This window comes from Micromonospora wenchangensis, assembly GCF_002210435.1.
Classification (GTDB): Bacteria; Actinomycetota; Actinomycetes; order Mycobacteriales; family Micromonosporaceae; genus Micromonospora; species Micromonospora wenchangensis.
In genome coordinates this window covers 41,601-67,621 of the sequence record NZ_MZMV01000030.1, presented here as the reverse complement: position 1 = coordinate 67,621, position 26,021 = coordinate 41,601, and the positions used below count along the sequence as shown (strand labels likewise).

Below are 26,021 nucleotides of genomic sequence, written 5' to 3'. Positions count from 1 at the left end.
GCGGGTGGGCGAGGGGTGGGGTGGGTGGGGGTTACAGGGGTGGGGCGGGGGGTTCCGGGGGGTGGCCCCGGGCCCGGCGGGCGTCGGCCGCCGCGACCCCGCCGAGCACCAGCGCGGCCACCGTGGCGGAGAGCAGCGGCACCACGTGCAGCAGCAGCGGGAAGAGCACGACCAGCAGCACCGCCGCGAGCCACCGCGACGGCGACACCCGGCCGAAGACCTCGTACTCGAAGCGGGCGCGGGCGAGCAGGAACAGCACCGGGCCGCCCACCACCAGCACCACCCACGCCGCCTCGGGGGAGGTGAGCGGGTGCTCGATGGTCAGCTCGTACCCGATCGCCGTACCGACCAGCCCCACCACCATCGCCAGGTGGGTGTCCGCCGCCGAGCGGCCGGTGTCCGACGGGTGCCGGGACCGCACCACCGCCTCGGCGAGCACCTGCCCGGCCCGCTGCACGTAGATCCGCCACAGCAGCACCGAGGTCACCAGCGCGACCGCGAACGCGCCGGTCCGGGCCGGATCGAACGGTCCCGTGCTGTACGCCAGCCCGCCCACCAGGATCGTCTCGCCCAACGCGACCAGGAAGAACTGCTGGTACCGCTCGGCCAGGTGCTCCCCGGCGACGTCCCAGCGGCTCGCCCTCGACCGGCCCAGCCCCGGCACCGGCCAGCCGAACCGGGCGGCCAGGTACTCCACGACCAGCGCCAGCGCCCAGAGCAGTCCCCGCGGGGTGGGCGACAGGAACGCGCCGGTCAGCCAGAGCACCCCGGTCGCACCGAAGGTGATCAGCATGCGCAGCTTGAGCCGCCGGTACTCGTGGCTGCCGAGGGCCAGCAGCAGCAGACCCGGGCGGGACACCTGCGTCACCACGTACGCCACCGCGAACGCCAGGCCGGTGGAGGTGAACGCGCGGGGGATCGCCACCCCCATCACCATGCTGCCGACCAGGGCGGTGATCACCACGAACTGGAGCCAGCCGTGGTGCGGGTCGTACCGGCTGGTCGTCCACGCGGTGCCCTGCCAGACCGCCCAGAGCGCGAGCAGTAGCAGCAGCGTCTTGACGCCCCCGGTGACCGGGGACCAGCCGGTGGTGCCGCCGGGCTCCAGGGCCAGGTCCTCGAAGGCGCGGAACGAGATCCGGGTGAGCGCGAAGACGTACACCAGGTCGAAGAAGAGTTCCAGGAACGTGGCCCGCTGGGCCGGGCCGGTACGCCGCAGCGGGGCGGCCCCCTCGCCGCCCGTCATGATCGTCGGCAGTCGCCGTCGGCCCGGCCCACCAGGGGTTCGTAGCATCCCGGACGGCTGCTGCGGCGGGCATCGCCGAATCCACTCCGGTGCCGGCCTTGTTCCGGCCGGGGCGAGCGGGCACGATCGACCGGATGACGAACCGATGGGGCTTCACCGTGCCGCTGACCGGTGTCCCGCTCGCCGAGCACGCGGCCGGTTACGCGGCCCTGGCGCAGGCCGGTTTCACCGACCTGTGGTCGTCGGAGGTCAACGGCACCGACGCGTTCACCCCGCTGGCGCTGGCCGCCGCCTGGCAACCCGGGCTGCGGCTGGGCACCGCGATCACCCCCGCCTTCACCCGGGGGCCGGGTCTGCTGGCGATGAGCGCGGCGGCGCTGGCCGAGGCCGCCCCGGGCCGGTTCGCCCTCGGTATCGGCGCGTCCTCCCCGGTGGTGGTGGGGGACTGGAACGGGGTTCCGTACACCGAGCCGTTCCGGCGTACCCGTGACCTGCTGCGGTTCCTGCGGCCGGCGCTGCGGGGCGAGACGGTCGACGGGGCGTTCGACACGTTCCGGGTGCGCCGGTTCACCCTGGAACGCCCGCCGGCCAGTCCACCGCCGGTGCTGCTGGCCGCCCTGCGGCCGGGGATGCTGCGGCTGGCCGCCGCCGAGGCCGACGGGGTGATCCTCAACTGGCTGGCCGCCGGCGACGTCGCGCAGGCCCTGGCCGAGCTGACCGGGCGCGGTCCCGGCTTCGAGGTGGTCGCCCGGATCTTCGTCTGCCCCACCGAGGACGCCGGCTACGCCCGCACCCTCGGCCGGCGGTTGATCACCAGTTACCTCACCGTTCCCGCGTACGCGGAGTTCCACCGCTGGCTGGGGCGCGAGGACGTGCTCGGTCCGGTCTGGGCGGCCTGGGCGGCAGGTGACCGGCGGGCCGCCGCCGCGGCCGTGCCCGACGAGGTGGTCGACGCGCTGATCCTGCACGGTTCGCCCGAGCACTGCCGTGACCAGGTCCGCCGTTACGCCGACGCGGGGGTGGACGTGCCGGTGCTGGCCCTGCTGCCCACCCCGGAGGTGACCGCCGGTGGGGCCGCCGCCCTGGGTGGGCTGATCAGCCGGCTGGGTCCGCCGTCGGCGGTGGACGCCGGGCGGCCGGCGGAGGCGGGGCTGAGATGAACCTGACCGACCGGGTGGTGGTGATCACCGGGGGAGCGGGGGGTATCGGCGCGGCGCTGGCCCGTCGGTTCGCCGCCGAGGGGGCCGCCGCCGTCGTCCTGGCTGATCTCGACGCCCGCGCGACCGCCGCCGTCGCCGAGGCGGTCGGCCCGGTCGCCCGGGGGGTCGCTGTCGACGCCGCCGACGAGGGCCAGGTCCGTGACCTGGTCGCCGACACCGAGCGACGGTACGGCCGGATCGACCTGTTCTGCGCCAACGCGGGCGTGGCCACCGGCGTCGGCATCGACGCCCCCGACGCCGACTGGGACCGCGCCTGGCGGGTCAACGTGCTGGCCCACGTGTACGCCGCCCGTGCCGTGCTGCCCGGCATGCTGGCCCGGGGCGGCGGTCACCTGATGCACACCTGCTCGGCGGCCGGGGTGCTGACCGCGGTCGGCGACGCCCCGTACACCGCCACCAAGCACGCGGCGGTCGGGTTGGCCGAGTGGCTGGCGGTCACCTACCGGGACCAGGGCATCCGGGTCAGCGCGCTGTGCCCGCAGGGGGTGGACACCCCGATGCTCGCCGACGGGCTGGCCACCGGTCACCTGGCCGCGCGGGTGATCGCCGCCTCGGGCCCGGTGCTCACCCCCGACCAGGTCGCCGACGCGGCGGTCGCCGGGCTGGCCGAGGAACGTTTCCTCATCCTGCCCCACCCGGAGGTCGCCGGGTACGCGCTGCGCCGCGCGCAGGACCCGGACGGTTGGCAGGCCGGCCTGCGCAAGCTGGTCCGCCGGCTGCGCGCCGCCGGTCCACCCCCCGCGTAACCGCCCCGTCCCGGCACTTCACAGTGCTCCGGTTCCGCGCCGGGGGCCGGTCAGCGGGGCCAGCGCAGCGGGCCGGGGTGGACCGACCAGAGCAGCCGCCGCCAGCCGGGGCGGGCCGCCCGCAGCGCCGCCGCGTACCCCTCGGCGATGTCCCGGGCCCGGTCGGCCTGGGCGTCGGTCAGCGTGCCGGGGGCGAAGGCCGCCTGGTTGAGCAGCCCGGCCAACTCGGTCAGCCCCAGGTCCCCGGCGCGGGCGGTGTCCGGGACGGGAGGGGAACCCCCGGCGCGGGCGGTGTCCTCGGCGAGGGCGTGCCCGGCCCGGTCGGCGACCTCGGTGGCGGACAGGTCCCCGCCGACCGGCCGTCCGGACAGCCGCAGCGCGTCGGTGGTGTGCCGCCACGCGCCGCCGACCCGGGTTCCCGGGTCACCCCGGCCCAACCGGGCGCGGGTCTGCGCCCGACGACGCCAGGCCAGCACCCCGAGGGCCACCCCGGGCAGCAGCAACCCGCCGGCACCGGCACCCAGCAGTAGCGGCGTCCGCCCGCCGCGCTCCCCGGTGGTGGTCCGGCCCGGTGCGGCCAGCGCCGGCGGGGTGGCCGACGGGGTTCCGGTCGGCTCGGGCACCTCCGACGGCGGCGGGCTCGGCGGGGCCGGCCGGAAGTCGTCCTCCACCGGCCGGGGCGCGGTGTCCGGGCGGGGCCGGGGGTCGAACGGCACCCACCCCACCCCGGCGAAGAGCACCTCCGGCCAGGCGTACGCGTCGGCGGCCCGTACCGGCCCGTCGCCCCGGGCGGTGAACCCGACCACCACCCGGGTCGGCAGGCCGGTCAACCGGCCCAGCACCGCGAAGGCGGCGGCGAACTGCTCCGAGGTGCCCCGCTGGCCGCCGCCACCGCGCGGTCCGAACAGGAAGAACTCCAGGTTCGGGTACGCGTGCCCGCTCGGCGCGTCCGCCACCAGCCGGTAGTGCTCGGCGAGGAACTGCTCCACCGCCGCCGCCCGCGCGTACGGGGCGCCGTTCTCCTCGGCCAGGTGGGTGGCGAGCCGGCGTAGCCGTTCCGGTGTCCCGTCGGGTACCCGCAGCACCCGGGCCACCTGCGCCCCGGCCGGTACGTCGGCGGTGGCGAGCAGGTTCGCGTCCAGCCGTTCCCGCGCCGAGGTGACCGTGTACGTCAGCCCGGGGGTCAGGCCCTCCGGCCGGATCAACGTGCCGCTCTGCGGGTCGTACGCCACCCGGGTCCCGTCGACGGTGCGGGGGGTGGCCACCGCGGGCAGCAGCCGACCGGTCAACCCGGCCACGGTGATCTCCTGCCGGACGGTGTCCGACGCCTGCGGGTCGCCGCCGGGCAGGACCCGACCGGCGGTGCGGTAGGTCGCCCCGACCCGCCAGGTCACCCCGTCGTAGTCGCTGAGCACCGCCAGCCGGATCGTGGTCGGCCCGTCGCCCGGGGCCCGGGTCGACACGTCCAGCAGCTTCTGCTGCGGTTCCAACGCCCAGCCGGAGATCCGGATCAGCGGGTTCTCGTCCAGCGACTCCACCCGGGGCGGCGGCACGTAGCGGCGCGGGTCCACCGGCCGGTCGTCGATCCGGCCGGCGAGGGCCGGCCCGAGCAGCGCCGCTGACCCGACCACCACCGCCACCCCGGCGGCGGAGACCACCGTCGCCCGGACCCGAACCGGGCCGCGTACGGCAGGCGGCAGCCCGGCGGCCGGGTCGCCGCCCGCCGTGCGGCCGGCGGCCAGGGCGAGCGCGACCAGCCCGGCGAAGACCACCGACGACCCGACCGCCGGTTGGGCGTTCGGGCCGACGACGTAGACGGCCCCGGCGTACAGCGCGGTGGCCGGGAGGAAACCGAGCAGCACCCGGCCGGCCCGGAGTGCGACCTCGGCACCGGCCAGCCCGGCCAACCAGGCGGCGACCACCGGCACCAGCACGGTGTCCGGGGCCGGTTCGACCGGGATCATCGCGGTGAGCAGTCGGGGCACCGCGTTGGCGGCGGCGTCGGCGGTCACGTCGAGGAATCCGCCCGGCAGGTCGGCGTGTGCGGCGGCGAGCCGCACCGACCAGGCCGTCGCGCCGAGCATGGCGGCCACCGACAGCGGCGCCACCTGCCAGGAGGGCAACCGGCGGGCGGCCACGCTGACCAGCACCGCCGCCAGGGCCGCGCCGGTCACCAGCCGGGTCAGCAGGTCACCTGCGTACACCCGGTCGAGCGCCACGCCGGCCAGGGCGATGGCGGCGACGAGCGTCGCCGGCACCACGGCCGCCCGCAGCATCCGGGCGGCGGCCCGGCCCGGCCCACCGCCGGCCGGACCGTCCGTCCGTGCCCGGTGCGGTGCGGCGGCGTCGGGCCGGTCGGTCACCGTCACCATCGGCCGGTCGCGTCCCACGCGGCGGCGAACGCCGCGCCGTCGACCGCGTCGAGCACCACCGGCCCGGCCGCCGTCGGCGTCGGCCCGGCCGCCCCCAGCACCCCCACCAGCACCGACGGGTACGCCCCGCGTAGCGCGCCCACCCGTCCGACGTCGTCGCGGCCACCGGGGCCGGTGAGGAAGACCAGCGTGTCGCCGGGCCGGTCGGCGCGCAGCCGGGTCAGGGTGGCGTCCAGCGCCGCACCGTCGCGGTCACCGGTCGTCGCGTCGTCGGGCCGCCGGCCCGGGGGGTCGGTCAGGGTCACCGCGGCGAGCCGGTCCAGCGGCGGGTCGGCCGTCGCGTCGTCGGCCGGGCAGACCAGCAGCAGCACCACCGGCAGGTCCTGCCGGAACGCGGCCACCACCAGCGACGCCGCCGCCTCGCAGGCCGCCTCGAACGACGCGGCCACCCCGGCGGACCGGTCCGGGTGGGCGGCGGCCCGGTTGTCCAGCAGCACCACGATCCGGGGCAGGCTGGTGTCCACGTTCTCCCGCACCATCAGCTCACCCACCCGGGCGCTGGTGCGCCAGTGCACCCGACGCAGCTCGTCACCGACCACGTACTCCCGTAGCGAGTCGAAGGTGATCGACCCGTGCGGCACCCCGTCGGTCCGCCCGTCGAGGCTGCGTCCCGCCCCGGTCGGCACCGCCGTCAACGGGTGCACCCGGGGATGCACCCGGACCACCGCCGTCGGCCCGTACGCGCGGGTCGCGGCGTACAGGCCCAGCGGGTCGCGGCGGGTCACCCGCAGCGGCCCCACCGGCAGCACCCCGCGTCGACGGGTCGGCACGTCGTAGGAGAGGCCGGTGTCCCGGCCGGGGCGCAGCCGCAGCACCGGTACCGGCACCGGCCGGCCCGCGCACCGGTCCTCGGCCAGCAGGCTGCCCACCCGCAGCCGTCCGGCGTTGCGGACGGTCAACGCCATCCGGGCCGGCTCGCCCACCGCCACCCGGTCCGGGTCGGCGGTGCGGGACACCACCAGCCGGGGGGTGCGGGCCGCCGCCAGCACCGTCTGCCCGACCGCCACCGTGCCCGCCGCCCCCAGCACGGCCAGCTCCGGGTAGGCGAACCGTAACCCGGCGCCGAGCAACGCGGTCGCGGCGACGAGTAGCCCGGTACCCCGGGCGGTGAGCCCCACGCCCGGCCCGCTCAGCCGTGCGTCGGGGTCGAACTGCCCGAGGGCAGCGGCACCGGCACCGACGCCACCGCCTGACGCAGCACGTCGGCGGCGGTCACCCCGCGCACCTGCGCGTCGGCGGTGAGCAGCAGCCGGTGGGCGAAGACCGGTTCGACGAGCGCCTTGAGGTCCTCGGGCATGATCCAGCCCCGGCCGTCGATCAGCGCGTACGCGCACGCCGCCCGGGTCAACGCGATCACCCCACGGGGGCTGACCCCCACCCGGACCTGCGGATGCTGCCGGGTGGCCGTGGCCAGCCGGACGGCGTACCCGTAGAGGGGTTCGGCGATGTGCACCCGGCGGGCCATCCGGACCATCTCCCCGACGGTGGCCGTGTCGGTGACCGGTTGCAGCGAGTCGGGGGAGCGGACCGTCGCCCCGCGTAGCACCTCCACCTCGACGGCCTCGTCCGGGTACCCCACCGACAGTTTCACCAGGAACCGGTCCAGCTGCGCCTCGGGCAGCCGGTACGTGCCGTCCATCTCCACCGGGTTCTGGGTGGCGACCACCAGGAACGGCTGCGGCACCGGATGCCGGACCCCGTCCACCGTGACCGTCCGCTCCTCCATCACCTCCAGCAGCGCCGACTGGGTCTTCGGCGAGGCCCGGTTGATCTCGTCGGCGATGACGATGTTGGCGAACACCGGCCCCGGATGGAACTCGAAGCCCCGGCTGGCCTGGTTGAAGATCGTCACCCCGGAGACGTCGGAGGGGAGCAGGTCCGGGGTGAACTGGATGCGCCGCCACTGGCCCTGCACGGTCGCCGCCACCGCCCGCGCCAGGGTGGTCTTGCCCACCCCCGGCACGTCCTCCAGCAGCACGTGCCCCTGGGCGAACAGGGCGGTCAACGCCAACCGCACCACCTCCGGCTTGCCCAGCACGACCGCGTTGACGTTCTCGGCCAGCCGGGCGGCCAGCGCGGCGAAACCCTGGACCTCCGGCTGGCTCAGCGGTGCGGGGGTGTCGTTCACGACGGCGGGATGCTCCTCGGCTACGGCGGCGCTGGTCAGCAGGTGGGCAGCACGGCGATGTCGTCACCGCCGGCCAGGTTGAGCCAGGCCCAGGGGATGTAGTTGCGCCCCTTGTAGTCGACCCGGACCCACCAGGTGGACTGCTTCTGGTCGTTGTAGATCCAGGAGTCGACGTTCTCGCCCTGCCGCCGACAGTACGCCCGCAGCCGGGTGCCCGGCTTCGCCCAACCGACCTGTTTGTCGTTGTCCTGCCGGGGCACCGAGAAGACCTCGTTGCCGTTGCGACCGTCCACATCGGCGTCACAGTAGGTGCGCTGGTCGCCGTCCGGCCCGTTGACGCAGGTCGCCACCCCGTACAGCGGGTCGGTGTCCTGCGCCCGGGTGGCGGTGCCCCGACCGGCGGCGTTGGTGGCCGTCACCGTCACCGTGTAGGCGGTGCCCGGGGTCAGGCCGGTCACCCGCAGGCTGGTGCAGCTGCCCGTGGCGTTCTTCCCGCCGGTGGCGGCGGTGCAGGTCGACTCCCCACCCCCGGCGTCCACGGTGAACCTCACCGTCACCGACGTCGCGTCCGCCGACGACCCGGTCACCGTCACCCGGGGTGCGGCCACCGTCCGGGCGGTGACGCTCGCCTCCGGCCCCGGTCCGGCCTCGTTGACCGCCCGCACCCGCACCAGCACGTTCTGCCCGTCGCCCAGCCCGGTGACGGTCGTGTCGGTGCCGGTCACCTCGCTGGTCCGTCCGCCCACGTCCACCTGGTAGCGGGTCACCGGGCGGCCGTTCGCCGCCGCCGCCGACCACTGCACCGCGACCGTGCCCGCCCGGTCGGCCACCGTCGCCGCCCGCAGGCCCTCAGGCTGCCCCGGCGCGGCGAACGGCACCACCGGGTCACTGAGCGGGGAGGCCACCGAGGCGGCCCCCCGGTCGCTGACCGCGATCACCGTGAACGCGTACTGGGTGCCGTAGGTCAGCTCACCGGCCGGCACCACCAGTTCGGTGCGACGCGACTCGCCGACCGGGGCGTTCGCGCCGGCCGAGGTGGCGGTCACCGCGTACCGGGCGATCCGGTTGCCCTGGCCGTCGGCGGCCGGCCACCGCACCAGCACGGTGCCGTCGGGGCGGGCCTGCGCGCTGACCCCGGCCGGTGGGGCCGGCACCGCCGAGGTCGGGGTCACCGGGTTGCTGCGCCGGGCCGGGCCGTCGCCCCTGCCGTTGGCCGCGTACACCGTGAACGTGTACGTCGACCCGTTGGTCAGCCCGGTGACCTCCAGCGACCGCTGGTTCGCCCCCACCTCGTGCCGACGCCCGGCGCCCTGCACCACGTACCGCAGCACGGCCGAGCCGTTCGCGGCGGCGGGCCGCCAGGCGATCCGGGCCCGCGCGTCCCCGGCGGTGGCGGTGACCTGACCCGGCGCGCCGGGCTTGCCCACCCGGGGCTTCGGCGGCGGAGGCGGCGGGGGCGGGTCCGGCGGCGGGTCCCCGCCCAGCACGTCGTTGGCGTACTTGTCGACGGTGCGCACCCGGTGCGCGTCGTCGACCACCCGGGCGGTGGCCGAACCCGGGGCATTGATGAACAGGTGGTTCTCCCGCACCTCCAGCTCCAGCGGGCCTCTCGTGCGGCCCGGCCGGATCGTCTCCACCAGATGCCCGACCCCGTCGAACGCGTAGATCGCGCCGGTGACCCCGTCGGCGCAGTAGAACCGGCCTGCCCAGGCCACGGCCGGCCCGACCCGGTCGCCGCTGCCCGGCACGACGAACCGGGTGACCACCCGGCCGTCGCCGACGGCGAGCACCCGCCGTTGCCCGCCGATCGTCACCGGCACCACCGGGCCGCTGGTGCGCGTCGGCACCGCGCCGCCCGCGGCGGCCTCCAGCACCGTACGCCGGGTCTGTCCGTCCCGGACCGTCACCAGCGTGCCCGTGGTGCGGTCCAGCACCGCCACCCCGTCGTCCAGGGTGGACAACGTCAACTCGTGACTCGGCTCGGCCACCGGATGCGTCTGCACCCGCCGAGGCCCTCCGACGTCGGCCGCCCCCGACGCCGGCCCGGACGGCAGCGTGGCGGCGGTGACCGCGGCGACGGTGCCCTCCGACGGCACCGCGATCCACAACCGGCCCCGACCGTCGAACGCGCCGGCGGTGATGCCCGGCGGGAACAGCACCGGGTCACCCACCGGCACCAGCGAACGGGGATCGAGCTGACGCACCACGCCGCGCACCGCGTCCACCACGAAGGCGGCGTCGTCGTGCAGCACCACGTTGACCCCGAGACCGGGCGTGGTGGGGGTGGTCGCGGTGATCTGGAGGGTGGCCAGGTCCAGCGCGCTCACCTGGCCGGTCTCCAGGTCGCGCAGGACGAGCAGCCGGTCGGTCTGGGTGACCTGCACCGGATGCTGCCGGGCCCCGGGAACCTCCTTGCGGGTGTCCACCCTGGCGGTGATCCCGTTGACCCGGGCCAACTCGCCCCGCGTGCTGCTCCACAGCCAACTGCTGGCGTCGAAGCTGGCCAACGCCTCCTCGGCGGCGCCCCGACCGAGCAGGGTGAGGCCCAACGCCGCCACCAGCGCGGTCACCGTGCCGACCGTGACCAGCCCACCCCGCCACCGGGACCGTCGGCGGGACGCGCCGTCCCCGGCGCTAGCGGCATCGTCGATGCTGGCCACAGCGGGTCGCCCTCCGTCCGGTGGCCTCAGGCGGCGTGCCGGGTGCCGGCCGCCCTCGCCTGAACCGTGGCACATCATAGGGGTCGATCCGGGACGAGGAAACCCGGACCGTTCCGCTTCGGACACCCAGCGTGCCGGTTCGGTGGGGTGTCCTGCCGTCGCGGCGCAGGCCGGAGCCGTCGGTCAGCCTCCCCGCCCGGCCGCCCCTGGCCGGCCGTCGCGCTCAGCTGCTCGGCGACGGCCGGACCCGGTCGGTGCAGACCTGACCGGAGGTGGCGAACGAGTCCGTCGAGTAGACCGCCAACACGGTGAAGCAGTAGTCCACCTCGGCGTTCAGCCCGTTGACCGTGAAACTCGTCTGTCCCGGGTCGACGGTCGCCATCACCCCGAGCGCCCGACCCGTGCGTCCACCCGCGACCATGAACGGCACCGAGCCGCCGCTCGGGTCGGACCAGGTGACCGTGATGGTGGCCTCGTCGTCCCGCAACTTCAGGTCGGCCGGGGGTGGACCGGCCGTCTGCCGGGGGGCGGTGCCGGTCGACCGCTGCGGCCCGTCCCCGTCCCGGCCCAGAGTCAGCGCGCCGACCGTGCCCCCGGCGACCAGCACCAGGATCACCCCCGCCACCACGGCCACCGTCCGGCCCCGGCGGCGCGCCCGCCCGTCCTGCACCGGGTACGACGGCGCAAGCTCCGGATATCCCGTTCCCTCCACCGCCGGCGGTACGCCCCGGTCGGTGCCGTGCTCCCCGCCTCCTGGGCCGGCTGCCCCGGTGACCGGTCCGGGCTCCACTGCTGCCGGTGGCGCGGACTCCGTGGTCGCCCACGGCGCGGGCTCGTGGGTGGCGGTGGGTGCCCTGAACTCGTGCGTACTGTCCGATGCCGGTGATCCGAAGTCCGTTCCCGGTGCCGGCGGGTGCCCCGCATCCGGTGGCGACCCGGGGACCTGCCCCGAATCCGACGGCCATCCCGGGGTCTGTCCCGTGGTCGGTGGCCATCCGGGGGCCTGCGCCACCACCGGCGGTGATCCGGCGGTCCGTCCCGGGTACGGCGGCGGACCGGTGGTCTGTTCGGTAGCTGCCGGCGGATCGGTCATCGGTACCAGCGGCATGATGATCGACCGACCCGATGCGACGTCGTCCCACGTCGGGTCTTCGACGGAAGCCTCGTCGTCCCCGCCCGCGTCGCCGACCGTCCCGGTGGGGCCCGCGGTCCATGCCGGCACGGGCGTGCCCCCGGCGTCCCCGCCAGGTGGGGCGTCGAGCGGTGCAGCGGTCAGCCCGGTCCGCAGGTCGACATCTCTGCCGGCTGCGGGCACCGGTGGTGGGACGGCTGCCTGCCCTGCCGCCGGTGCTGCTGCCGACGGGATCGTCGTAGCCGCCGGCGGTGGGGCTGCCGACGGGACGTTCGGAGGCACCGGCGGCGGGACGGTGGACGACGGGGGCGCCGCTGGTGCCGGTGCCGCCTGCGATGGTGCCGGTGGTGCGGGGTGCGGCTGCGACGCTGCGGAGGCCGTCGGGAGACCGTCGGGTGCGGCCAGGACAGACGGCGGAGCGGATTCGACGGCGGACGCGGGACCGGCGGTGTCCCCGGAGGCTGTGGCGGGAACCGGGCCGGCCGTACCGCCAGGTGCTGCGGTGGGTGCCGGGTCGGTGGCGGTATCGCCGGACGTCGCCCCGGGTACTGCGTCGGCCGGGTCGGCGGATGACGCTGCGGGTGCCGTGCCGCCGGATGCGGTCGCCGCCGGGGTTCGGGCGGGGTCGGGGTGCTGGTCCTCCAGCAGGGGGCCGATCTGCTGGACCTGTACCGTCGGCCGGTCCCAGCCCGGCGCGGGTGGGGTCGCAACCGGGCCCGGCGCGGGCGGGACAGCGGGAATCACCGCCGAACCGGGCGCGGACGGTGGTGCGAGAGTCGGCGCGTCGACGGGTTCAGTACCCGGTGCGGCCCGGTCGCCGGTCGGGGCGGGCGGTGCGGCGGTGGGCGGTGCGGCGGTGGGCAGGGGGTGGACCGGACCGGCCTCACCCGGCGCGGGCGGAAGGGCGGTCGGCTGCCCGTGCCGGATGGGTGCGCCGTCCGCTGGCCCGCTCGGCTGGCCGGGGCCGGCGGTGGGCACGGTGGGGATCGGGACCGGACGCCCGTGCTGGGCCGGGGGACCGGACGGCCCCCCGGACGTCGGTCCGGGGTGCGGTGCGGCCGGGGGAGCAGCCGACCGGTCGGGTGCTCCCGGCGGGACGGCACCGCCCGTCGGGACCTGCAGGTGCGGCGGTGCCCAGGGCGAGGCGGGTGGTGCGCCACCGGAGACCGGAGCGGGTGACGCCGGGTACCCCTGCGCCGGGGCTGCCTCCGGGGCGGCATCCGGTGCGGGTGCAGCGGCGGGGGGTGGGCCCGGCGGTGACGCCGGCGGCCCGGATCGTGGTGCGGTGGAGGCCGGATGGGGTCGGGGTACGCCGGGCCGGTGGGTGGGCTGGACGCCGTACATCTGCCGGGGCAGTGGCACCCGGGGCTCGGCGTCCGGAGCCGGGCCAGCCGGAGCCGGGCCGGCCGGTGCGGGGCCCGGCCGAGGTGCCGGCGGACGTACCGGCTGGATCGACGCAGGCGCGTGGCCTGCCGGGGTCGGTGGGCCCGGTGCGGCCGGGGTAGGGGGTGCGGAGACCGGGTGGGGCGACGGCGGTGCCGACCCGGGCCGGGGCGTCGGGAGGGGCCGGTATCCCTGGTGCGCGGCCGGCGGGGTGTGGCCGGGAGGTACCGACGGGGGAGCCGGCGGCGGGGGCGCAGCCGCGGCACCGGGGGACAGGGAGGGGGGCTGGCCGTCGGGGATTCCGAGGTACTGACGGGCGGCGCGTACGGCGGGATGCTGCTCGCCGAGCGCGGCGGGCCCGGCAGTGGCCACCCGGGTGTAGTTGCGGCGGGCCTCGTGCCGGTTGCCCAGTTCCTCGGCGACCCCGGCCAGGTCGAAGGCCAGGGCCAGCATCAGCGGGTCGGCCGGGTTCCACCGCCGCTCGCCGGCCGCATATGCCTCCTCCAGCACCCGCCGGGCGGCGGCCGGATCGTCGGCCTCCCGGTGCAGCCTCGCGAGCAGGTGCGCGGTGCCCATGATCTCCGGGTGGTCCTCACCGTACGCGGGACGGGCCGAGGCGATCGTGTCGGTGAGCAGCCGGCGGGCCGCCGACAGGTCACCGGCGGAACGCAGGGCGAGGGCCCGGTGCTGGACTGCGGCGAGGGGTGAGGGTACGGACACGCAAGCAATGCTGCCGTCTGAGCGGGTCCGGACGCTACCCGCCCGCTCCAGCCGCGTCCTGACCTGCGATGATCCGGCTCCCGCCGGTGGGTCGGGCGGCGATGTGCATGATCCATACGGGCCGTGTACAGTAATGCCCCGTGCGGCCCACCAGGGCGGCTGACCGGGGTGAGAGCCACCGGAGCCGACACGGTAGGCTGGACGGGCAAGTCCGGGTGGCGGAATGGCAGACGCGCTAGCTTGAGGTGCTAGTGCCCGTATAGGGCGTGGGGGTTCAAGTCCCCCCTCGGACACCAGTACGAACGACACAGGCTTTGGGTCGCTGACCTGGCAGAACTCAGGTTAGCGGCCTTGATCGTTTTTCGGGCTGTTTGCCGCCGTGGGAACACGGGCCCGGACGAGCCCCGCCGCATGACGCCGCCGGGCCAATCTTGTGCTCGGCGATCTAGACGGTTGAGGTCCCACTGTTGCCGCATACAGGTGCGTCGGCGGTAGAGCCCGCAGGACACCGGGTCGAGGCCGCCGCGTTCACGTGGAGGAACGGTGGCATCAGTCGAGAAGAGGACGACGAAGAACGGCAAGAGCACTCGGTGGTGGGTGAAGTGGCGTAAGGGCGGCCGCCGCGAGAACCCGTGAAGCAGCCGCACGTTCGACTACCAGGCCGACGCGAAGCGCTTCAAGACGCTGGTCGAGGTCGCCGGAGAGCGGATGCCGACGCCGGATCAGCTGGTCGAGCACGGCCTCGCCGAGCTCTTTCCCGCCGGCGTGGCCGCCCCGGCACCGGAGCCCGCCGAGCATGTGCTGACGTTCCGGGCGTACGCCGAGGAGTGGCTGGGCCAGCTGGTGAAGCCGCATCCGGAGACGGTGCGCAAGTACTGCGAGCGCCTGGAGAAGCACGTCTTCCCGCGGCTGGACGACCGGCCGATCGCAGAGATCAACCGGCGGGAGATGCGCGAGTGGCAGCAGGCCCTGCGCGACGCCGGCCTCTCGGCGAAGACGATCGCCAACATCCGGGGCGAGACGGTGGTGCCGATCTTCAAGGCGGCGTGCCGCCCCGGCGAGGACGGCGAGGCCGCCGTGCGGACGTCGAACCCGATGGACGGGCTGCCGCTGCCCGAGGGCCCGCGCGCCGAGCGGGACATCCTGGAGAGCCCGGACGAGGCCCGGCTGTTCCTCGAGGCGGCGTACGCGGTCGACCCGGAGGCGGCGGACCTGCTGTGCAAGCTGTCGACGGGGCTGCGCTGGGGTGAGGTGAGCGCCCTGCCGCCCTGGGCGGTCAACGTCGCCCGCAGCACGGTGTCGATCGTGCAGGTCCTGCGGAAGGTGAACCGGCGGTGGGTGGTCGAGACCAAGCCGAAGACGAAGCAGGGCTACCGGGAGGTGCCGCTGACCGCCGCCGTGGCGCGGATGGTTGCCGAGCGGTGCGCGGCCGCCAGCCGGGAGCCGGGCCGGCAGTTCGTGTTCGTCGCGCCGCGCGGCAACCACTGGCGGTACGAGGACTTCTACGAGGGACGGTGGGTGAAGATCCGCGACCTGGCGCGGGAGAAGGGCCTGTCGCGCCGGATGACCATCACGGGCTGCGGCACTCGCTGCTGACGCTGCTCGCGACCGAGGGCGTGGACCTGGCGGCGCAGCGGACGATGGCCGGGCACGCCAGCGTGACGACGACGATGAACATCTACGTGCACGCCACGCGGCGGCACCACGAGCCGGTGCGGCAGATCGTGGGGGACTTCCTCGGCGTCGACCAGCTGCGGGCCGTCGGGTAGCAGTCCCCGCACGGCGCAGCGGGCGGTGGCCAATGGGGTTGGGTCGCCGCCCGCTGTCGGCCCAGCCGATACTGACCGGTCGCGCCGCCGCTCCGGGCTCGGCAGCTAGTGCCGTTACCACGAACGTTCACGGTGTTCGGCCTGTCGGCCGGGCGGCGTTGTGGGGGTCAGGCTGTGGCGGTGGCGGATTCTGTACGCGTGCGGCGGCTGAGTGATCAGGAAGGTCAGCAGCTGCTCAGAATCACCCGCCGGGGAACCGGCTCGGCGATCCGACTACGACGGGCGATGGTCGTGCTCGCCTCGGCTGGTGGGAGCACGGTGCCGGCTATCGCCCGTCTGGTTCAGGCGGACGAGGACACGATCCGGCATGTCATCCACCGGTTCAACGAGATGGGGATGGCCAGCCTGGACCCTCAGTGGGCGGGTGGCCGTCCCCGCCAGATCAGTAGCGACGAGGAGCAGTTCATCGTCGAGACGGCCAACACCCGCCCCGAGAAACTGGGACGACCGTTCACCCGATGGAGTGTCCGCAAGCTCGCCGACCACCTGCGTGTTCACTCGCCTCGACGGGTTGGAGTGGGCCGGGAGCGGCTGCGGCAGATCCTGCACCGGCATCGGATCACCTTCCAGCGGACCAAGACGTGGAAGGAGTCCACCGACCCGCAGCGGGATGCCAAGCTCGCCCGGATCGAGTACGTGAGCAGCCACTTCCCGCAGCGGGTGTTCGCGTTCGACGAGTTCGGGCCCCTGGTGATCCGTCCGCAGTCAGGGGCCGGGTGGGCGCCGGAGGGGCATCCGCATCGGCTGCCCGCGAACTACCACAAGCTGCACGGTGTCCGGCAGTTCCACGGCTGCTACTCGGTGGGTGACGACCAACTCTGGGGCGTCGTGCGCCGTCGCAACAGCGCCGCGAACACCCTCGCCGCCTTGAAGTCGATCCGAGCCGCGCGTCCGGACGGGGCGCCGATTTACGTCATCCTGGACAACCTGTCTGCGCTCAAAGGCCGCAAGATCCGAGCGTGGGCGGCCCGCAACAAGGTCGCGCTGTGCTTCACCCCGACCTACGCCTCCTAGGCCAACCCGATCGAGGCCCAGTTCGGGCCGCTGCGCACCTTCGTCATCGCCGGCTCGGACCACCCCAACCACCCAGCGTTGACCCGGAAACTGCAGGCCTATCTGCGGTGGCGCAACGCCAACGCCCGCCACCCCGACGTCCTAGCCGCCCAACGCCGCGAACGCGTCCGCATCCGCAGCGAACGCCATCGCCGCTGGGGCCAACCCGCCACCGGCGCAGCCTCACCCCCAAACACTCCGAAACGTTGGTGGTTGAGGCACTGCGTGTGCTGCCCGAGCATCAGGCCTCGCCGGCTGGTGTCGCCCCACCTCGCCAAGCGCATCCAGTAGCCGATTCCTCGCATCCTGCAATCGGACGGGATAGTCCGGCCTGAACACCTCCGCCAGCGAGGTCTCCAACGTCCCGGAGATGCGATACAACGGGGACCATACCGCACGGTCGCGATCGACCAACTCGTCGAAAGCGGCGGTGCCCATCATTCGGTGAAGCCAGTCTGAGAGCACCAACGCCTCGTCCTGGCTAAACCTGATCATGAAGTCGTCCTCCGTCACCGCGCCGAGGCTACCGTCCGCTCCACACCGTGAAAATTCGTGGTCACGGCACTAGGCGGATATGCTCTTGCTCTTCGATCTGTCGATCTGGCAGAATCTCTACGTCCATAGATTACGCAGATTAGGGGGAGGTATGCGGCGGATCGAGATCGATGACGACGTGTATGCCGAACTGGAGCGGAACGTCAAGGGCTTCGAGCAGCCGAACGATGTCCTCAGGCGAATGCTCCTAGAGAAGGGCCACTCCACCGCGGGAAGCCCGGCGGTTCCCAGCCCGGCCGCGCCGTCCATCCCAGGAGCTCTCACCGCCCTCATCGAGAAAGGGTTTGTGAAGGCGGGCGACGCTCTAAGCCACGTCCAGGTGCGGAAGGGGCGGCGCTTCGCCGCGACCGTCGAGGCCGACGGCTGGATCAGGACCGAACTCGGCCGATACAAGGAGCCCTCGCCGGCGCTGGGCAAGCTGGTAGGCACGTCGATCGACGGGTGGGCGTACTGGATTCATGACCCGACGGGAAAGTCCCTTCGACAACTGCGCGCGGAGAGCGGCGCTACCGGCCGGGGAGGCCGCTGAACCAGTATCAATCCCGTCAGGGCATCGGATTCTGGTCGTGCGGGGCGGGTGTAGGCGGAGCTGGTCGTTGGGGTTCTGTCGATGTGCCCTGAGCGATCGGTTGCCGCTACGGGCAGCCGGCCGGCAACTGGAGCGCTGTCGCGCCCGCTGCCTCAGCAGGTGTTCGGATCAATCATAGGAAGGAAGCAAGGGGTGGCTTCCGTGCCCACGCCGGCCAAGGATCCGCAGCGGGCGGTCATCCAGGCCCTGTACGACCACTTCCGCAGCCATGCTGCGTGGCCGGAGTTCGACCGCGTAGACCGCCAGCTCTGGCGAACGGCGAAGATTGACGTCGCCCAGGTGGCCGTCAGCATTCCCGAAGTGTTTCTGGTGACACACGGACCGCGCGGCGTCGCACCCAGAGGCCACGACATGGTGCGGCTTACGCTAGCCGGCATCGAGCGCTGCGACGGAGGCGAGGACGACGTCGAACTCTTCCTCCGTGCCCTGCGCTGGCTAGCGCGATACGAAGACAAGCACGACCCGGAGCCGGGTGAGACGACAGTGACAGTCACCCGAGCCATGCTCGCCAAGGGCCTCCGCGTGCCATTGCGTGAGGCTGGCCGGCTCCGTCGGCTCTTCGAGATGCTCTACTGGGAGCGATGGGGCGGCGAGGGCAATTCGCGCAATCCCGATACAGACGACTGGCGCGTGAAGGTCGGCCGAGATGTAAGGCACTTCTTGCGTGTAAGGAGCGTCGAGGACTTTCTCGAGGCGACAGCGGGCTGGCTCGGGCCTCATGCGCCCACCGTTGTTGAACCCCGTTCTGAACCGTCGACGGCCTCGCTGGAGGAAGCGGCCAGCTACATCGATGAGCGCATCTTCGACCTCATCAAGCAGGCACACGGAGGCCGATGGGACTGCACAAAGCTCCTCGTTCTCCTGCGTGAGCTCGATGACAGCTACCGTGCCGGCAATGCATACGCGGCGCATGCGTTGCTACGTGCCCTGCTGGATCACGTACCACCGCTGTTTGGTCAGTCGTCGTTCGCGCAGGTCGCCAACAACCATCCGTGGGGCCGAACCGACGGCAAGTACGTCAAGCGTCTCGTAGCCTTTCGCGACCAAGCCGACGATGTGATGCACCGCCAGATCGCCAGAATCCCATGCCTGCTGTCCATGGAGGACATGCCGCCCCGTGCCGTGGTCAACCGCTTCCTGGCGGGCTGCGCGGATCAACTCGGCTGACGCCCGGATCGCTGTTGAAGAAGAGGCGTGAGGCGGCCGGTAGAGCGGAGTCGCCGGGCAACCACGAAGGCCGGGACCGGCGGAGCGCGGAGCGTGGCGGGGACAGACAGGTGTTTGTGGTCGAGGGCCTACACGCCGCGCTCAGCGGACCGCACGACGACGAGACGACGAAGGACGCGGAGGTGATCCCGCGGCATGGGGCGGCGGGGCTGACTTCGCGAATGACTGCCCGTAGGGTGCCCTGATGGCAACCGATGACGAGTATCCGGTTCACGGGGTTGACCAGACTCGCGCGGAGCTGGAGGCGCACGAGGAAGGCCCGGCCGGCTATGGCATGGCGTGGGTCGAGTGCGTGCTGACCGGTGACCTGCTCAGCGTGTGGGCGCTGCTGGACGACCCGTATCGCTTGGCCCTGGTGCAGCAGTGGATCCACGCCAACCGGGAGGACGCCGACGTTGCCCGGTTCGACCGCGACGGCCTGGCGCACGATCTGTCGAGCCCGCAGTGTGTACAGCATCCGCTATGGCCGCGCGTGCATGACGCGGTGCTTGCCGAGCTGCGGCGGGATCTGGCCGGGTGGGATGCGGACCGGCTCGGCTTTCTGAGCCGGCCCCGCCCGGTCAGCCCAGGCTATGAGGTGGTGGTGCTGGGGCAGGGCACGGAGATCAGAGTGATTGATCATTCGCGGCCGATGGTTGCCTACCCGATGCTGATGCACCTGACCCAGCGGGGTTGGCTGATTGCCCGCGCTGGTGCCGACACTGCCCCGGTTCCCGGCTGGCCGCCCACCTTCTCGCCCGGCCGGCTCATGATCCGGGTCGACTCCTGACACCGCGACGCCGTGGGTAGCCACGACGGTCACCCCGGCGTCAGCGGGTGCTATGGATGTTCGCCCAAAGGCTGCGGCCTTTGGCCTTGTTGGGTGCAGGGTGCGCCGTAGCGGATGGTGTCCACACGGGTGGTCAGAGCGTAGCCTCACGTTCGGTTCGTGCTGTATCGGCTGCGTTGTCTTGAGTTCAGCAGGAGTTGTCGTCGCCCATGACGAGTGGTGGAAGCGCAAGGTCTGAGCGTTACCTGTACGAGCGGTTGTCGGAAAAGCTGTTTCAGCAACTGTGCAACGCCCTGCTGGTGTTGCAGTACCCCGACGTCTCGTGCTTCCCCGTTGGACAGAAAGACGGTGGCCGGGACGCGGTGCGCAAGGAAGGCCAGAAGCCTGGGGTGATCTACCAGGTCAAGTGGTCCAAGGACGCGGTCAAGAACCCGGTGACGTGGCTGGCCGCCACCATCAAGGAAGAGACGAAGAACATCGAGCGTCTCGTGGCCGAGGGTGCGACGGCGTACGTGCTGATGACCTGCATCGCGGGCACGAGCGCGCCCGGCACGGGCAGAATGGACAAACTCGACGCGGAGCTGGCCGAGTACTCGAAACAGTTCGGCATCCCGATGACGTGCTGGTGGCGCGCAGACATCGACGCCCGGGTGGAAAGCGCGCCCCGGGAACTGGTCTGGTCGTTCTCGGAGATGCTGGCCGGCCAAGATGCGGTGCGGTACGTCATTGAAGCCGACAAGATCGCCGCTCATGAGCAGACTCTCCGCCGGATGCTGCTCAGTCTGATCGCAACGCAATGGGAAGAGGACGCGAAGGTCAAGTTTCGGCAGGTCGAGATGGACACCTATAACCTGCTTGACCTATATGTGGACGTCGAAGCCATCCGCATCGCTAAACCCCGAAACACGACGGCCAAACCAGCAATCACGGCCATTCACATTCCCTCTGATGACGATCCTCTGCCGCGTCCTCCAGAGCACCATTATCTCGGCGATGGGCCCTCGATCCCGCAAGAGGAGGAGCAGCAGGCGCTCGGTGGGGCCGCCCAGTACCTTTTCAACGCGACCCAGCCGTTGATCCTCGTACGAGGCGAGCCAGGCCAGGGCAAGTCGACCCTTGCTCAGTACTTGTGTCAACTCCACCGTGCAGCCTTCCTGCCTGAAGGGGAGTACTTCGCTGGCCCGCGCCCTGAACATGCCGTGAGCGCCCCGAGGCTCCCGCTGCGGGTTGACCTGCGTGACTACGCCCGGTGGTGCTCTGGAGAGGACCCATTCGCCGAGGACGACGCACCATCACCGCGCCGACGACGCCCGAGGCCGCAGCCATCGCTTGAGAAGTTCCTCGCTCACCTGATAACGGCACGCAGCAACGGCGCCGAGGTCGGAGTGGACGCCGTCACCGATGTGATCAGTCGTTTCCCGATGTTGATCGTCCTAGACGGGCTGGACGAGGTAGCCCATCAGGACGCCCGGAAACGTGTTGTAAGGGAGATTGACGAGTTCGCCGCACGGCTGGGTGCCGGCGCAACCGCGCCGCAATTGATCGTAACCACTCGCCCCAACGCCTCGGGCCTGGCGGAACCTTCTGCCGACAAGTTCGAGACCATCGCGCTCGTGCCGCTCAGTCCCGAGCTGCGCTCCGCCTACCTACGCAAATGGGCTGACGCGCGGGGACTGCGCGGCATGGCGCGTAGAGCGTTGGAGGGAACCTTTCGGCAACGATCGATCGAACCCCACATCGCGCAACTAGCTGATAACCCCATGCAGTTGACAATCCTGCTCTATCTAATTCAGAAGCGCGGGGACTCGGTACCTGATGGACGCACTCAGCTCTTCCGGGCGTATATGGAGACGTTCCTGGACCGAGAATCCGAGAAGAGTCAGTCTGTACATGAGCACCGCGACGACTTGGAGGAGGTCACGGCATACCTCGGCTGGCACTTGCAAGCCTCCGCCGAGACAGACCCAGCGGCTGGCCGAGTGCCGACGAGGGCCGTACGTAAGGCCATCTTGAATTACCTGGATGACGTGGAGAAGGACACGGCACTCGTCGACGACCTCTTCACGGCGGTGACCGACCGCGTGTGGGCGTTGACCAGCAAGGTGCAAGGCACCTTCGAGTTCGATATCCAGACGATGCGCGAGTACTTCGCCGCCTCGTACCTTTGGGGATACGCTGGAGCGGACCTGCGTGGCTTTGACAAGTCGACGATCCTGGGAGAACTTGTCCGACGCGCCTATTGGCTAAACACATGCCGCTTTTTCGCAGGGTTTGCTAACCCGAACGAACTGTCCGGCCTGGTTGACGTGCTCGAGGAGGAGTTGGAGGGTCGCCATCGGCCGATGCAAGTTCGGCTTGCCGCCTGGACTTTGCTGCAGGACGGCGTTTTCGCTAGGCAAACGCGCGCGCAACGGCGTGCCGCGAGGCTATTTGCTGACGACCTTAGCGTCCGCCTTATCGACGACGCCCTGCAAGATGGACGTGCCTTCACCTCTCCAAACCGCCCAGTAAAGGCGCTGGCCGAAGACCGTGGTGCCGGATATCTCGTTTCTGTGCTCTTAGAAAAGACCGAGGCGGACCCCAACGCAAACCTGAGCCCAACCCGGACTAGGTTGGCTACGCAGATCGGTGGTGATATCCATGAGTGGTGGTTGCCGCACATGGCGGCGGCTGCGGGTGGTCAAAACGAAGTGACTTGGCTCCGATGTGGTATACCGTTTAGCGGAGCGGCCCGCCTGAAGGCGGATGACGTGGCCCGGCTACGGCTCAGTTCGCCAGAAGCAGCTGAAGTTGCGATCAGTGCGGGCTTGAAAGCCCCCACTGGCTCGCCGCTGGAGCAGAGACTCATCCGCGCCGTCCTTGACGGACATTGCTCCGAAGCGAGCCTTTCGGCTGCCACAGGAGTGGCTGGTGACCTGATCAAGGTGCTCGCGCCGTGGCGCTTCCTGAGCAGAGCCAGGAAGCACCCAGATGGCGCATACCGAGTGAGCGTCGGTCATCGCTTCGTCGTCGGCATGTCCGACCAGTCCCGCGAGGTGGCACAGCGTCGCCTACGTGATCACGAACCCCGCTTCAACCGAGTGATGTCCGCGATGCGGGTCGGCCGAGGCCAAGCCGGAACCACCTCCATGTGGAGCGACACCGCGCGGGAGCTCGCCACGCTGTACGGCCCGTGCTGGCTCGCTACCGAGATCGCGGTGATCGGCGCGGCGAGCCCCGACAGCCTCTGGACCACAGGTGGCACCATCACCCGAGGTGCAGAACCATTCGGGCCGGACCCCGACTACGGCAAGCTCCTCCAAGAGTCGCGCTTCAACAGATCCAACGCCGCTTGGTGGAAGCACCATTTCGATACCTACGCTGACGCGCTGTCTCGGGCGAGCTGGTGCCTCGCCCTGATTGCCGTCGCCTCTGAGCCCGTCGTTCTGAGCAACCTCGAAAGACTCGATGCGGCAGTGACTGCGATGTCGGCAGATATGCAACGTGCTCTCAGCCTGAGTTCCAGCCGCCTAGGCGTAGCACGCCTCGGCAGGCGCATCCGCCCTGACGTGCTACGGCGTGCCGGCTCCTTTTCTACCCTCACGGCCATGCTCATCGCGCACCACTCTGTGGAGACCAATCGAAAACTGGACGAGTTCCAAGGACTTTCTGACCAGCAGCTCACCGAAATGGGTCGATTCGGGGTCGCTGGTTGGCCCGGCCTACGCGGGCTCAGCGCACGAATGTTCAAGCATCCGTCAGCAGAACTACTTGACGGCCTTCGTGCTCACGGCCACGATGCTGTAGTTGGCTTGGAAGGGCAGCGGGGGCCTCTATCTCAATCCCTGCTTTTGTCGATACTGGAATCGCCTGCCGACTACCCAATGGCGTGGGTTCTTGCCGCCGAGCAGCGGGTCGCGTTTAATTTCCGGGACCGGCCGCTCGCGCAAGTAGCCGAGGCATGGTTTCCCAGGCTTGGTTAGGTAGGAACACCATCGCCTGACGCTACGGGCACCGGGCGGGGTGACCAGCATAGGTAGAAGGCCAGCTCACCTCTGCTGCGGTTGCGGTGGATGAGCGGCCACCGATACTCAGTGCGCGGTTTGCAGTACCAGCCGTACCTGCCTCTGAACTTGGGCGTGCGGTCGACTTCTTTCGTGGCTGTCGGCGACCACCACATGTCCCCGACTCCGTGCCTTCGTCAGTCAACGAGGTAGTGGGCTTCGATGTAGGCGACGGTGGAGTCATACGGCTCTCCAACCGGCTTCAGCATGTACCGGCGGAAGACGGCGGCGGTGGCGCGGCGGACGCCTCGGTTGCGAGCGTCTACGTTGTCCCATGATTGGGCAAGGGTCCGGGTGACCACCTGGTCGATCTCCTCGGCCAGGTTTCTCTCCGTGACAGTGAGGCCGGGCGGTGCGTGGTCGTGGATGATCCGTGACAGGACGCCTACGTGGTCGTCGTCCAGCACAACGACGGCTTCGTCGGGGTGCTTCTCGGCGTTCACGATGGCGCGGGCGATCCGAAGGGCTTCGGACAGGAACTCCAGCGCGATGATCGAGGTGGAGGCCGACGAGCCCCTGCCTGCGGTCCCGAAGCACCCGTGGCCCCGGCGTGACCGGGCCATCGGGTTGGACATCACGGTGACGGCGGCGGCAGCCGCGAAGGGTGGCAAGCAGATGGCGACGTGGAAGGGTGTGCTGGCGCCGCTGGGTGCCAAGTCGGGCGACCGGCGGATCTTCGCGGCGGACGGGGACTGGTCGTTCCGCGACCTGCCGCTGCCGCTGAGGTGGGCGCGTGAGGGCGCCCCCGGGCACGAGGGCGCGGTGACGATCGGCCGGATCACGGCCGGCGAGGTGCAGAAGAGCCGGCTGGCCGGGACGGGCGACTTCATCGACGCGGTGCCGGAGCTGGGCGAGGCGCTGGAGCTGCTGCGCGCCGGGGTGCTGTTCCCGAGCGTGGACCTGGACGACTTCGAGTTCATGTTCACCGACGAGAAGGGCACGCCGATCGAGGACATGTCCGACGAGGAGTGGGAAGCCTTCATGGAGGCCGGCGAGGAGCCGTACATCACGGTGACCAAGGGCCGGGTCATGGCGGTGACGCTCGTCGGCACGCAGGCGTTCCCCGACGCGAAGCTGGAGCTCGTCGACGACGAGCCCGCCGAGGAGGAGCCCGCAGACGAGGAGCCGAAGGAGGAAGAGGCGGTCGCGGCCTTGGGCGAGGCGGCGGCGAAGAAGCAGGTCGCGCCGCTGTACCCGCCGAGGACGTGGTTCGACGACCCGGGCCTGACCGAGCTGACGCCGATCACGGTGACCGCCGACGGGCGGGTGTTCGGGCACCTCGCCGACCGGGACTGCCACCTGTCGTTCCTGACCGGCGGGCAGTGCGTGCTGCCGCCGGACGAGGGCGGCTTCGACTGGTTCCGCCGGCCGGAGATCCAAACTGCGGAGGGGGAGCTGGTCGCGGTCGGGCACATCACGGCCGGCACCGGGCACGCCGACCTGTCCGCCAGCGCGGCGGCCGCCGTGGAGCACTACGACGACACGGGTACGCAGGTCGCCGTGGTGCGGGCCGGGCGGGACGCCCAAGGCACGTGGGTCGCGGGGTCGCTGGTGCCGGAGGCCACCGAGGAGCAGGTGCAGCTGCCGCGTCGGTCGCCCTTGTCGGGGGACTGGCGGTGGATCGGCGGGGCGCGACAGCTCGTCGCGGCGCTGTGCGTCAACGTCGGCGGGTTCCCCGTCGTGCGGGGCCGGTCGTCCGGCGGCTGGGCGTACGCGATGGTCGCCTCCGGGTGGGCCGGCTGGAAGGCGTCGGACCCGACGCTGCGCCGGCAGCGGGAGCCGCTGTCGCCGCAGGCGCTCGACGCGGCGGTGCCCGGGCCGTGGCCGCCGGGTTCGCCGCCGAGCGGCAGCGGGCCGCCACCGCGGCGAACGCGGAGCGGATCGCGGCGACGATCGGCCGCGACCGGAAGACGCTGGTGGCGGCGCCGGCCGCTGAGGTGCACGCGAAGTAGGGAAGGAGCGCGATGGCGTGCGGCAGGTGCGGCGCCCGCAAGGCGGGCGCGACGGTATGGGTGCTGTCCTACGGGGACGGCCGGACCGGCGGGGAGTACGCGTCGAAGACGGACGCGGAGATCGCCGACGTGCGCAAGGGCGGCGGCGGCACGGTCCGCCAAGTGCAGAAGTAGGGGGCCGAGACTGCTAGGAGAGCGTATTCAATCGATGCGAATTCGGCAGCGCCACCTCAACCGGGTAACCGTGAGTGACGACGATAAGTAGGAGCCGACACGAATCAGGTCTCCTCGTAGATGGCGATTGATAGGCAAGACGACCGGCCCGGTCGTCTGTCAG

At 71.9% G+C, this 26,021-nt stretch carries 16 protein-coding genes, 1 tRNA gene and 2 pseudogenes; 11 read left to right on the top strand and 8 right to left on the bottom strand.

Features of this window, described 5'->3' with window-relative positions; translation table 11 throughout:
* Window positions 1–31: 31 nt before the first annotated feature.
* Window positions 32–1,246 (bottom strand): low temperature requirement protein A, encoded by a 1,215-nt coding sequence (locus tag B5D80_RS18520; RefSeq protein ID WP_088645138.1) that lies wholly within the window; start codon window positions 1,244–1,246, stop codon window positions 32–34.
* Window positions 1,247–1,380: 134 nt separating this feature from the next.
* Between B5D80_RS18520 and B5D80_RS18515 the strand changes: the two genes are divergently transcribed.
* Window positions 1,381–2,406, top strand: coding sequence for an LLM class F420-dependent oxidoreductase (locus tag B5D80_RS18515; RefSeq protein WP_088645137.1), 1,026 nt, complete (start codon window positions 1,381–1,383; stop codon window positions 2,404–2,406).
* Window positions 2,403–3,212: an SDR family oxidoreductase gene (locus B5D80_RS18510; protein WP_088645136.1), complete on the top strand. Its 810-nt coding sequence runs from the start codon at window positions 2,403–2,405 to the stop codon at window positions 3,210–3,212. Before B5D80_RS18515 ends, B5D80_RS18510 begins: the two co-directional genes overlap by 4 nt.
* Before the next feature lie 50 nt (window positions 3,213–3,262).
* Here B5D80_RS18510 and B5D80_RS18505 read toward each other — a convergent pair whose 3' ends face one another.
* From B5D80_RS18505 to B5D80_RS35000, 6 genes and pseudogenes are all read right to left on the bottom strand, one after another.
* On the bottom strand, window positions 3,263–5,602 hold the full coding sequence (locus tag B5D80_RS18505; protein WP_425437213.1) for a transglutaminase TgpA family protein: 2,340 nt from the start codon (window positions 5,600–5,602) through the stop codon (window positions 3,263–3,265).
* Window positions 5,578–6,762 (bottom strand): DUF58 domain-containing protein, encoded by a 1,185-nt coding sequence (locus B5D80_RS18500; protein ID WP_088645135.1) that lies wholly within the window; start codon window positions 6,760–6,762, stop codon window positions 5,578–5,580. Before B5D80_RS18500 ends, B5D80_RS18505 begins: the two co-directional genes overlap by 25 nt.
* A gap of 11 nt (window positions 6,763–6,773) precedes the next feature.
* The gene (locus B5D80_RS18495) at window positions 6,774–7,772 is read right to left on the bottom strand and encodes an AAA family ATPase (protein WP_088645134.1); all 999 of its coding nucleotides are present in this window, start codon (window positions 7,770–7,772) and stop codon (window positions 6,774–6,776) included.
* Window positions 7,773–7,807: 35 nt separating this feature from the next.
* Window positions 7,808–10,432, bottom strand: a complete 2,625-nt coding sequence (locus B5D80_RS18490; protein ID WP_245854737.1) for a fibronectin type III domain-containing protein — start codon at window positions 10,430–10,432, stop codon at window positions 7,808–7,810.
* A gap of 223 nt (window positions 10,433–10,655) precedes the next feature.
* The gene (locus B5D80_RS34420) at window positions 10,656–11,144 is read right to left on the bottom strand and encodes a fibronectin type III domain-containing protein (protein WP_194823221.1); all 489 of its coding nucleotides are present in this window, start codon (window positions 11,142–11,144) and stop codon (window positions 10,656–10,658) included.
* A gap of 2,133 nt (window positions 11,145–13,277) precedes the next feature.
* Window positions 13,278–13,667 (bottom strand): annotated as a pseudogene (locus tag B5D80_RS35000) (tetratricopeptide repeat protein); the annotation flags it as partial.
* 209 nt (window positions 13,668–13,876) lie between these two features.
* Between B5D80_RS35000 and B5D80_RS18475 the strand changes: the two are divergent.
* From B5D80_RS18475 to B5D80_RS18440, 8 genes and pseudogenes are all read left to right on the top strand, one after another.
* A tRNA-Leu gene (locus tag B5D80_RS18475) sits at window positions 13,877–13,963 on the top strand.
* 412 nt (window positions 13,964–14,375) lie between these two features.
* Window positions 14,376–15,263: a tyrosine-type recombinase/integrase gene (locus tag B5D80_RS18470; RefSeq protein WP_245854736.1), complete on the top strand. Its 888-nt coding sequence runs from the start codon at window positions 14,376–14,378 to the stop codon at window positions 15,261–15,263.
* Between the two features lie 20 nt (window positions 15,264–15,283).
* Window positions 15,284–15,436: a hypothetical protein gene (locus B5D80_RS34410; RefSeq protein ID WP_245854734.1), complete on the top strand. Its 153-nt coding sequence runs from the start codon at window positions 15,284–15,286 to the stop codon at window positions 15,434–15,436.
* Between the two features lie 180 nt (window positions 15,437–15,616).
* Window positions 15,617–16,732 (top strand): annotated as a pseudogene (locus B5D80_RS18465) (IS630 family transposase); the annotation flags it as partial.
* A 397-nt stretch (window positions 16,733–17,129) separates the two neighbouring features.
* A complete protein-coding gene (locus B5D80_RS18455) occupies window positions 17,130–17,633 on the top strand; it encodes a restriction system modified-DNA reader domain-containing protein (RefSeq protein ID WP_144081705.1) in 504 nt (167 codons plus the stop codon).
* 192 nt (window positions 17,634–17,825) lie between these two features.
* Window positions 17,826–18,860 (top strand): hypothetical protein, encoded by a 1,035-nt coding sequence (locus B5D80_RS18450; RefSeq protein WP_088645132.1) that lies wholly within the window; start codon window positions 17,826–17,828, stop codon window positions 18,858–18,860.
* Between the two features lie 244 nt (window positions 18,861–19,104).
* Window positions 19,105–19,689, top strand: coding sequence for a hypothetical protein (locus B5D80_RS18445; protein ID WP_088645131.1), 585 nt, complete (start codon window positions 19,105–19,107; stop codon window positions 19,687–19,689).
* Window positions 19,690–19,898: 209 nt separating this feature from the next.
* Window positions 19,899–23,651 carry an NACHT domain-containing protein gene (locus B5D80_RS18440; RefSeq protein ID WP_088645130.1) on the top strand — a complete coding sequence of 1,251 codons (3,753 nt, stop codon included), beginning with the start codon at window positions 19,899–19,901 and terminating at the stop codon, window positions 23,649–23,651.
* Between the two features lie 218 nt (window positions 23,652–23,869).
* Here B5D80_RS18440 and B5D80_RS18430 read toward each other — a convergent pair whose 3' ends face one another.
* Window positions 23,870–24,307 (bottom strand): hypothetical protein, encoded by a 438-nt coding sequence (locus B5D80_RS18430; protein ID WP_211291568.1) that lies wholly within the window; start codon window positions 24,305–24,307, stop codon window positions 23,870–23,872.
* A 40-nt stretch (window positions 24,308–24,347) separates the two neighbouring features.
* Here B5D80_RS18430 and B5D80_RS18425 point away from each other — a divergent pair, with 40 nt between their 5' ends.
* Window positions 24,348–25,949, top strand: a complete 1,602-nt coding sequence (locus B5D80_RS18425; RefSeq protein ID WP_144081704.1) for a hypothetical protein — start codon at window positions 24,348–24,350, stop codon at window positions 25,947–25,949.
* Window positions 25,950–26,021: the final 72 nt, after the last annotated feature.

Coding starts and splice junctions, on each gene's coding strand:
- B5D80_RS18520 (WP_088645138.1), bottom strand. CDS start 1,246: ATGACGGGCGGCGAGGGGGCCGCCCCGCTGCGGCGTACCGGCCCGGCC.
- B5D80_RS18515 (WP_088645137.1), top strand. CDS start 1,381: ATGACGAACCGATGGGGCTTCACCGTGCCGCTGACCGGTGTCCCGCTC.
- B5D80_RS18510 (WP_088645136.1), top strand. CDS start 2,403: ATGAACCTGACCGACCGGGTGGTGGTGATCACCGGGGGAGCGGGGGGT.
- B5D80_RS18470 (WP_245854736.1), top strand. CDS start 14,376: ATGCCGACGCCGGATCAGCTGGTCGAGCACGGCCTCGCCGAGCTCTTT.
- B5D80_RS18445 (WP_088645131.1), top strand. CDS start 19,105: ATGGCAACCGATGACGAGTATCCGGTTCACGGGGTTGACCAGACTCGC.
- B5D80_RS18440 (WP_088645130.1), top strand. CDS start 19,899: ATGACGAGTGGTGGAAGCGCAAGGTCTGAGCGTTACCTGTACGAGCGG.
- B5D80_RS18430 (WP_211291568.1), bottom strand. CDS start 24,307: ATGTCCAACCCGATGGCCCGGTCACGCCGGGGCCACGGGTGCTTCGGG.
- B5D80_RS18425 (WP_144081704.1), top strand. CDS start 24,348: ATGGCGACGTGGAAGGGTGTGCTGGCGCCGCTGGGTGCCAAGTCGGGC.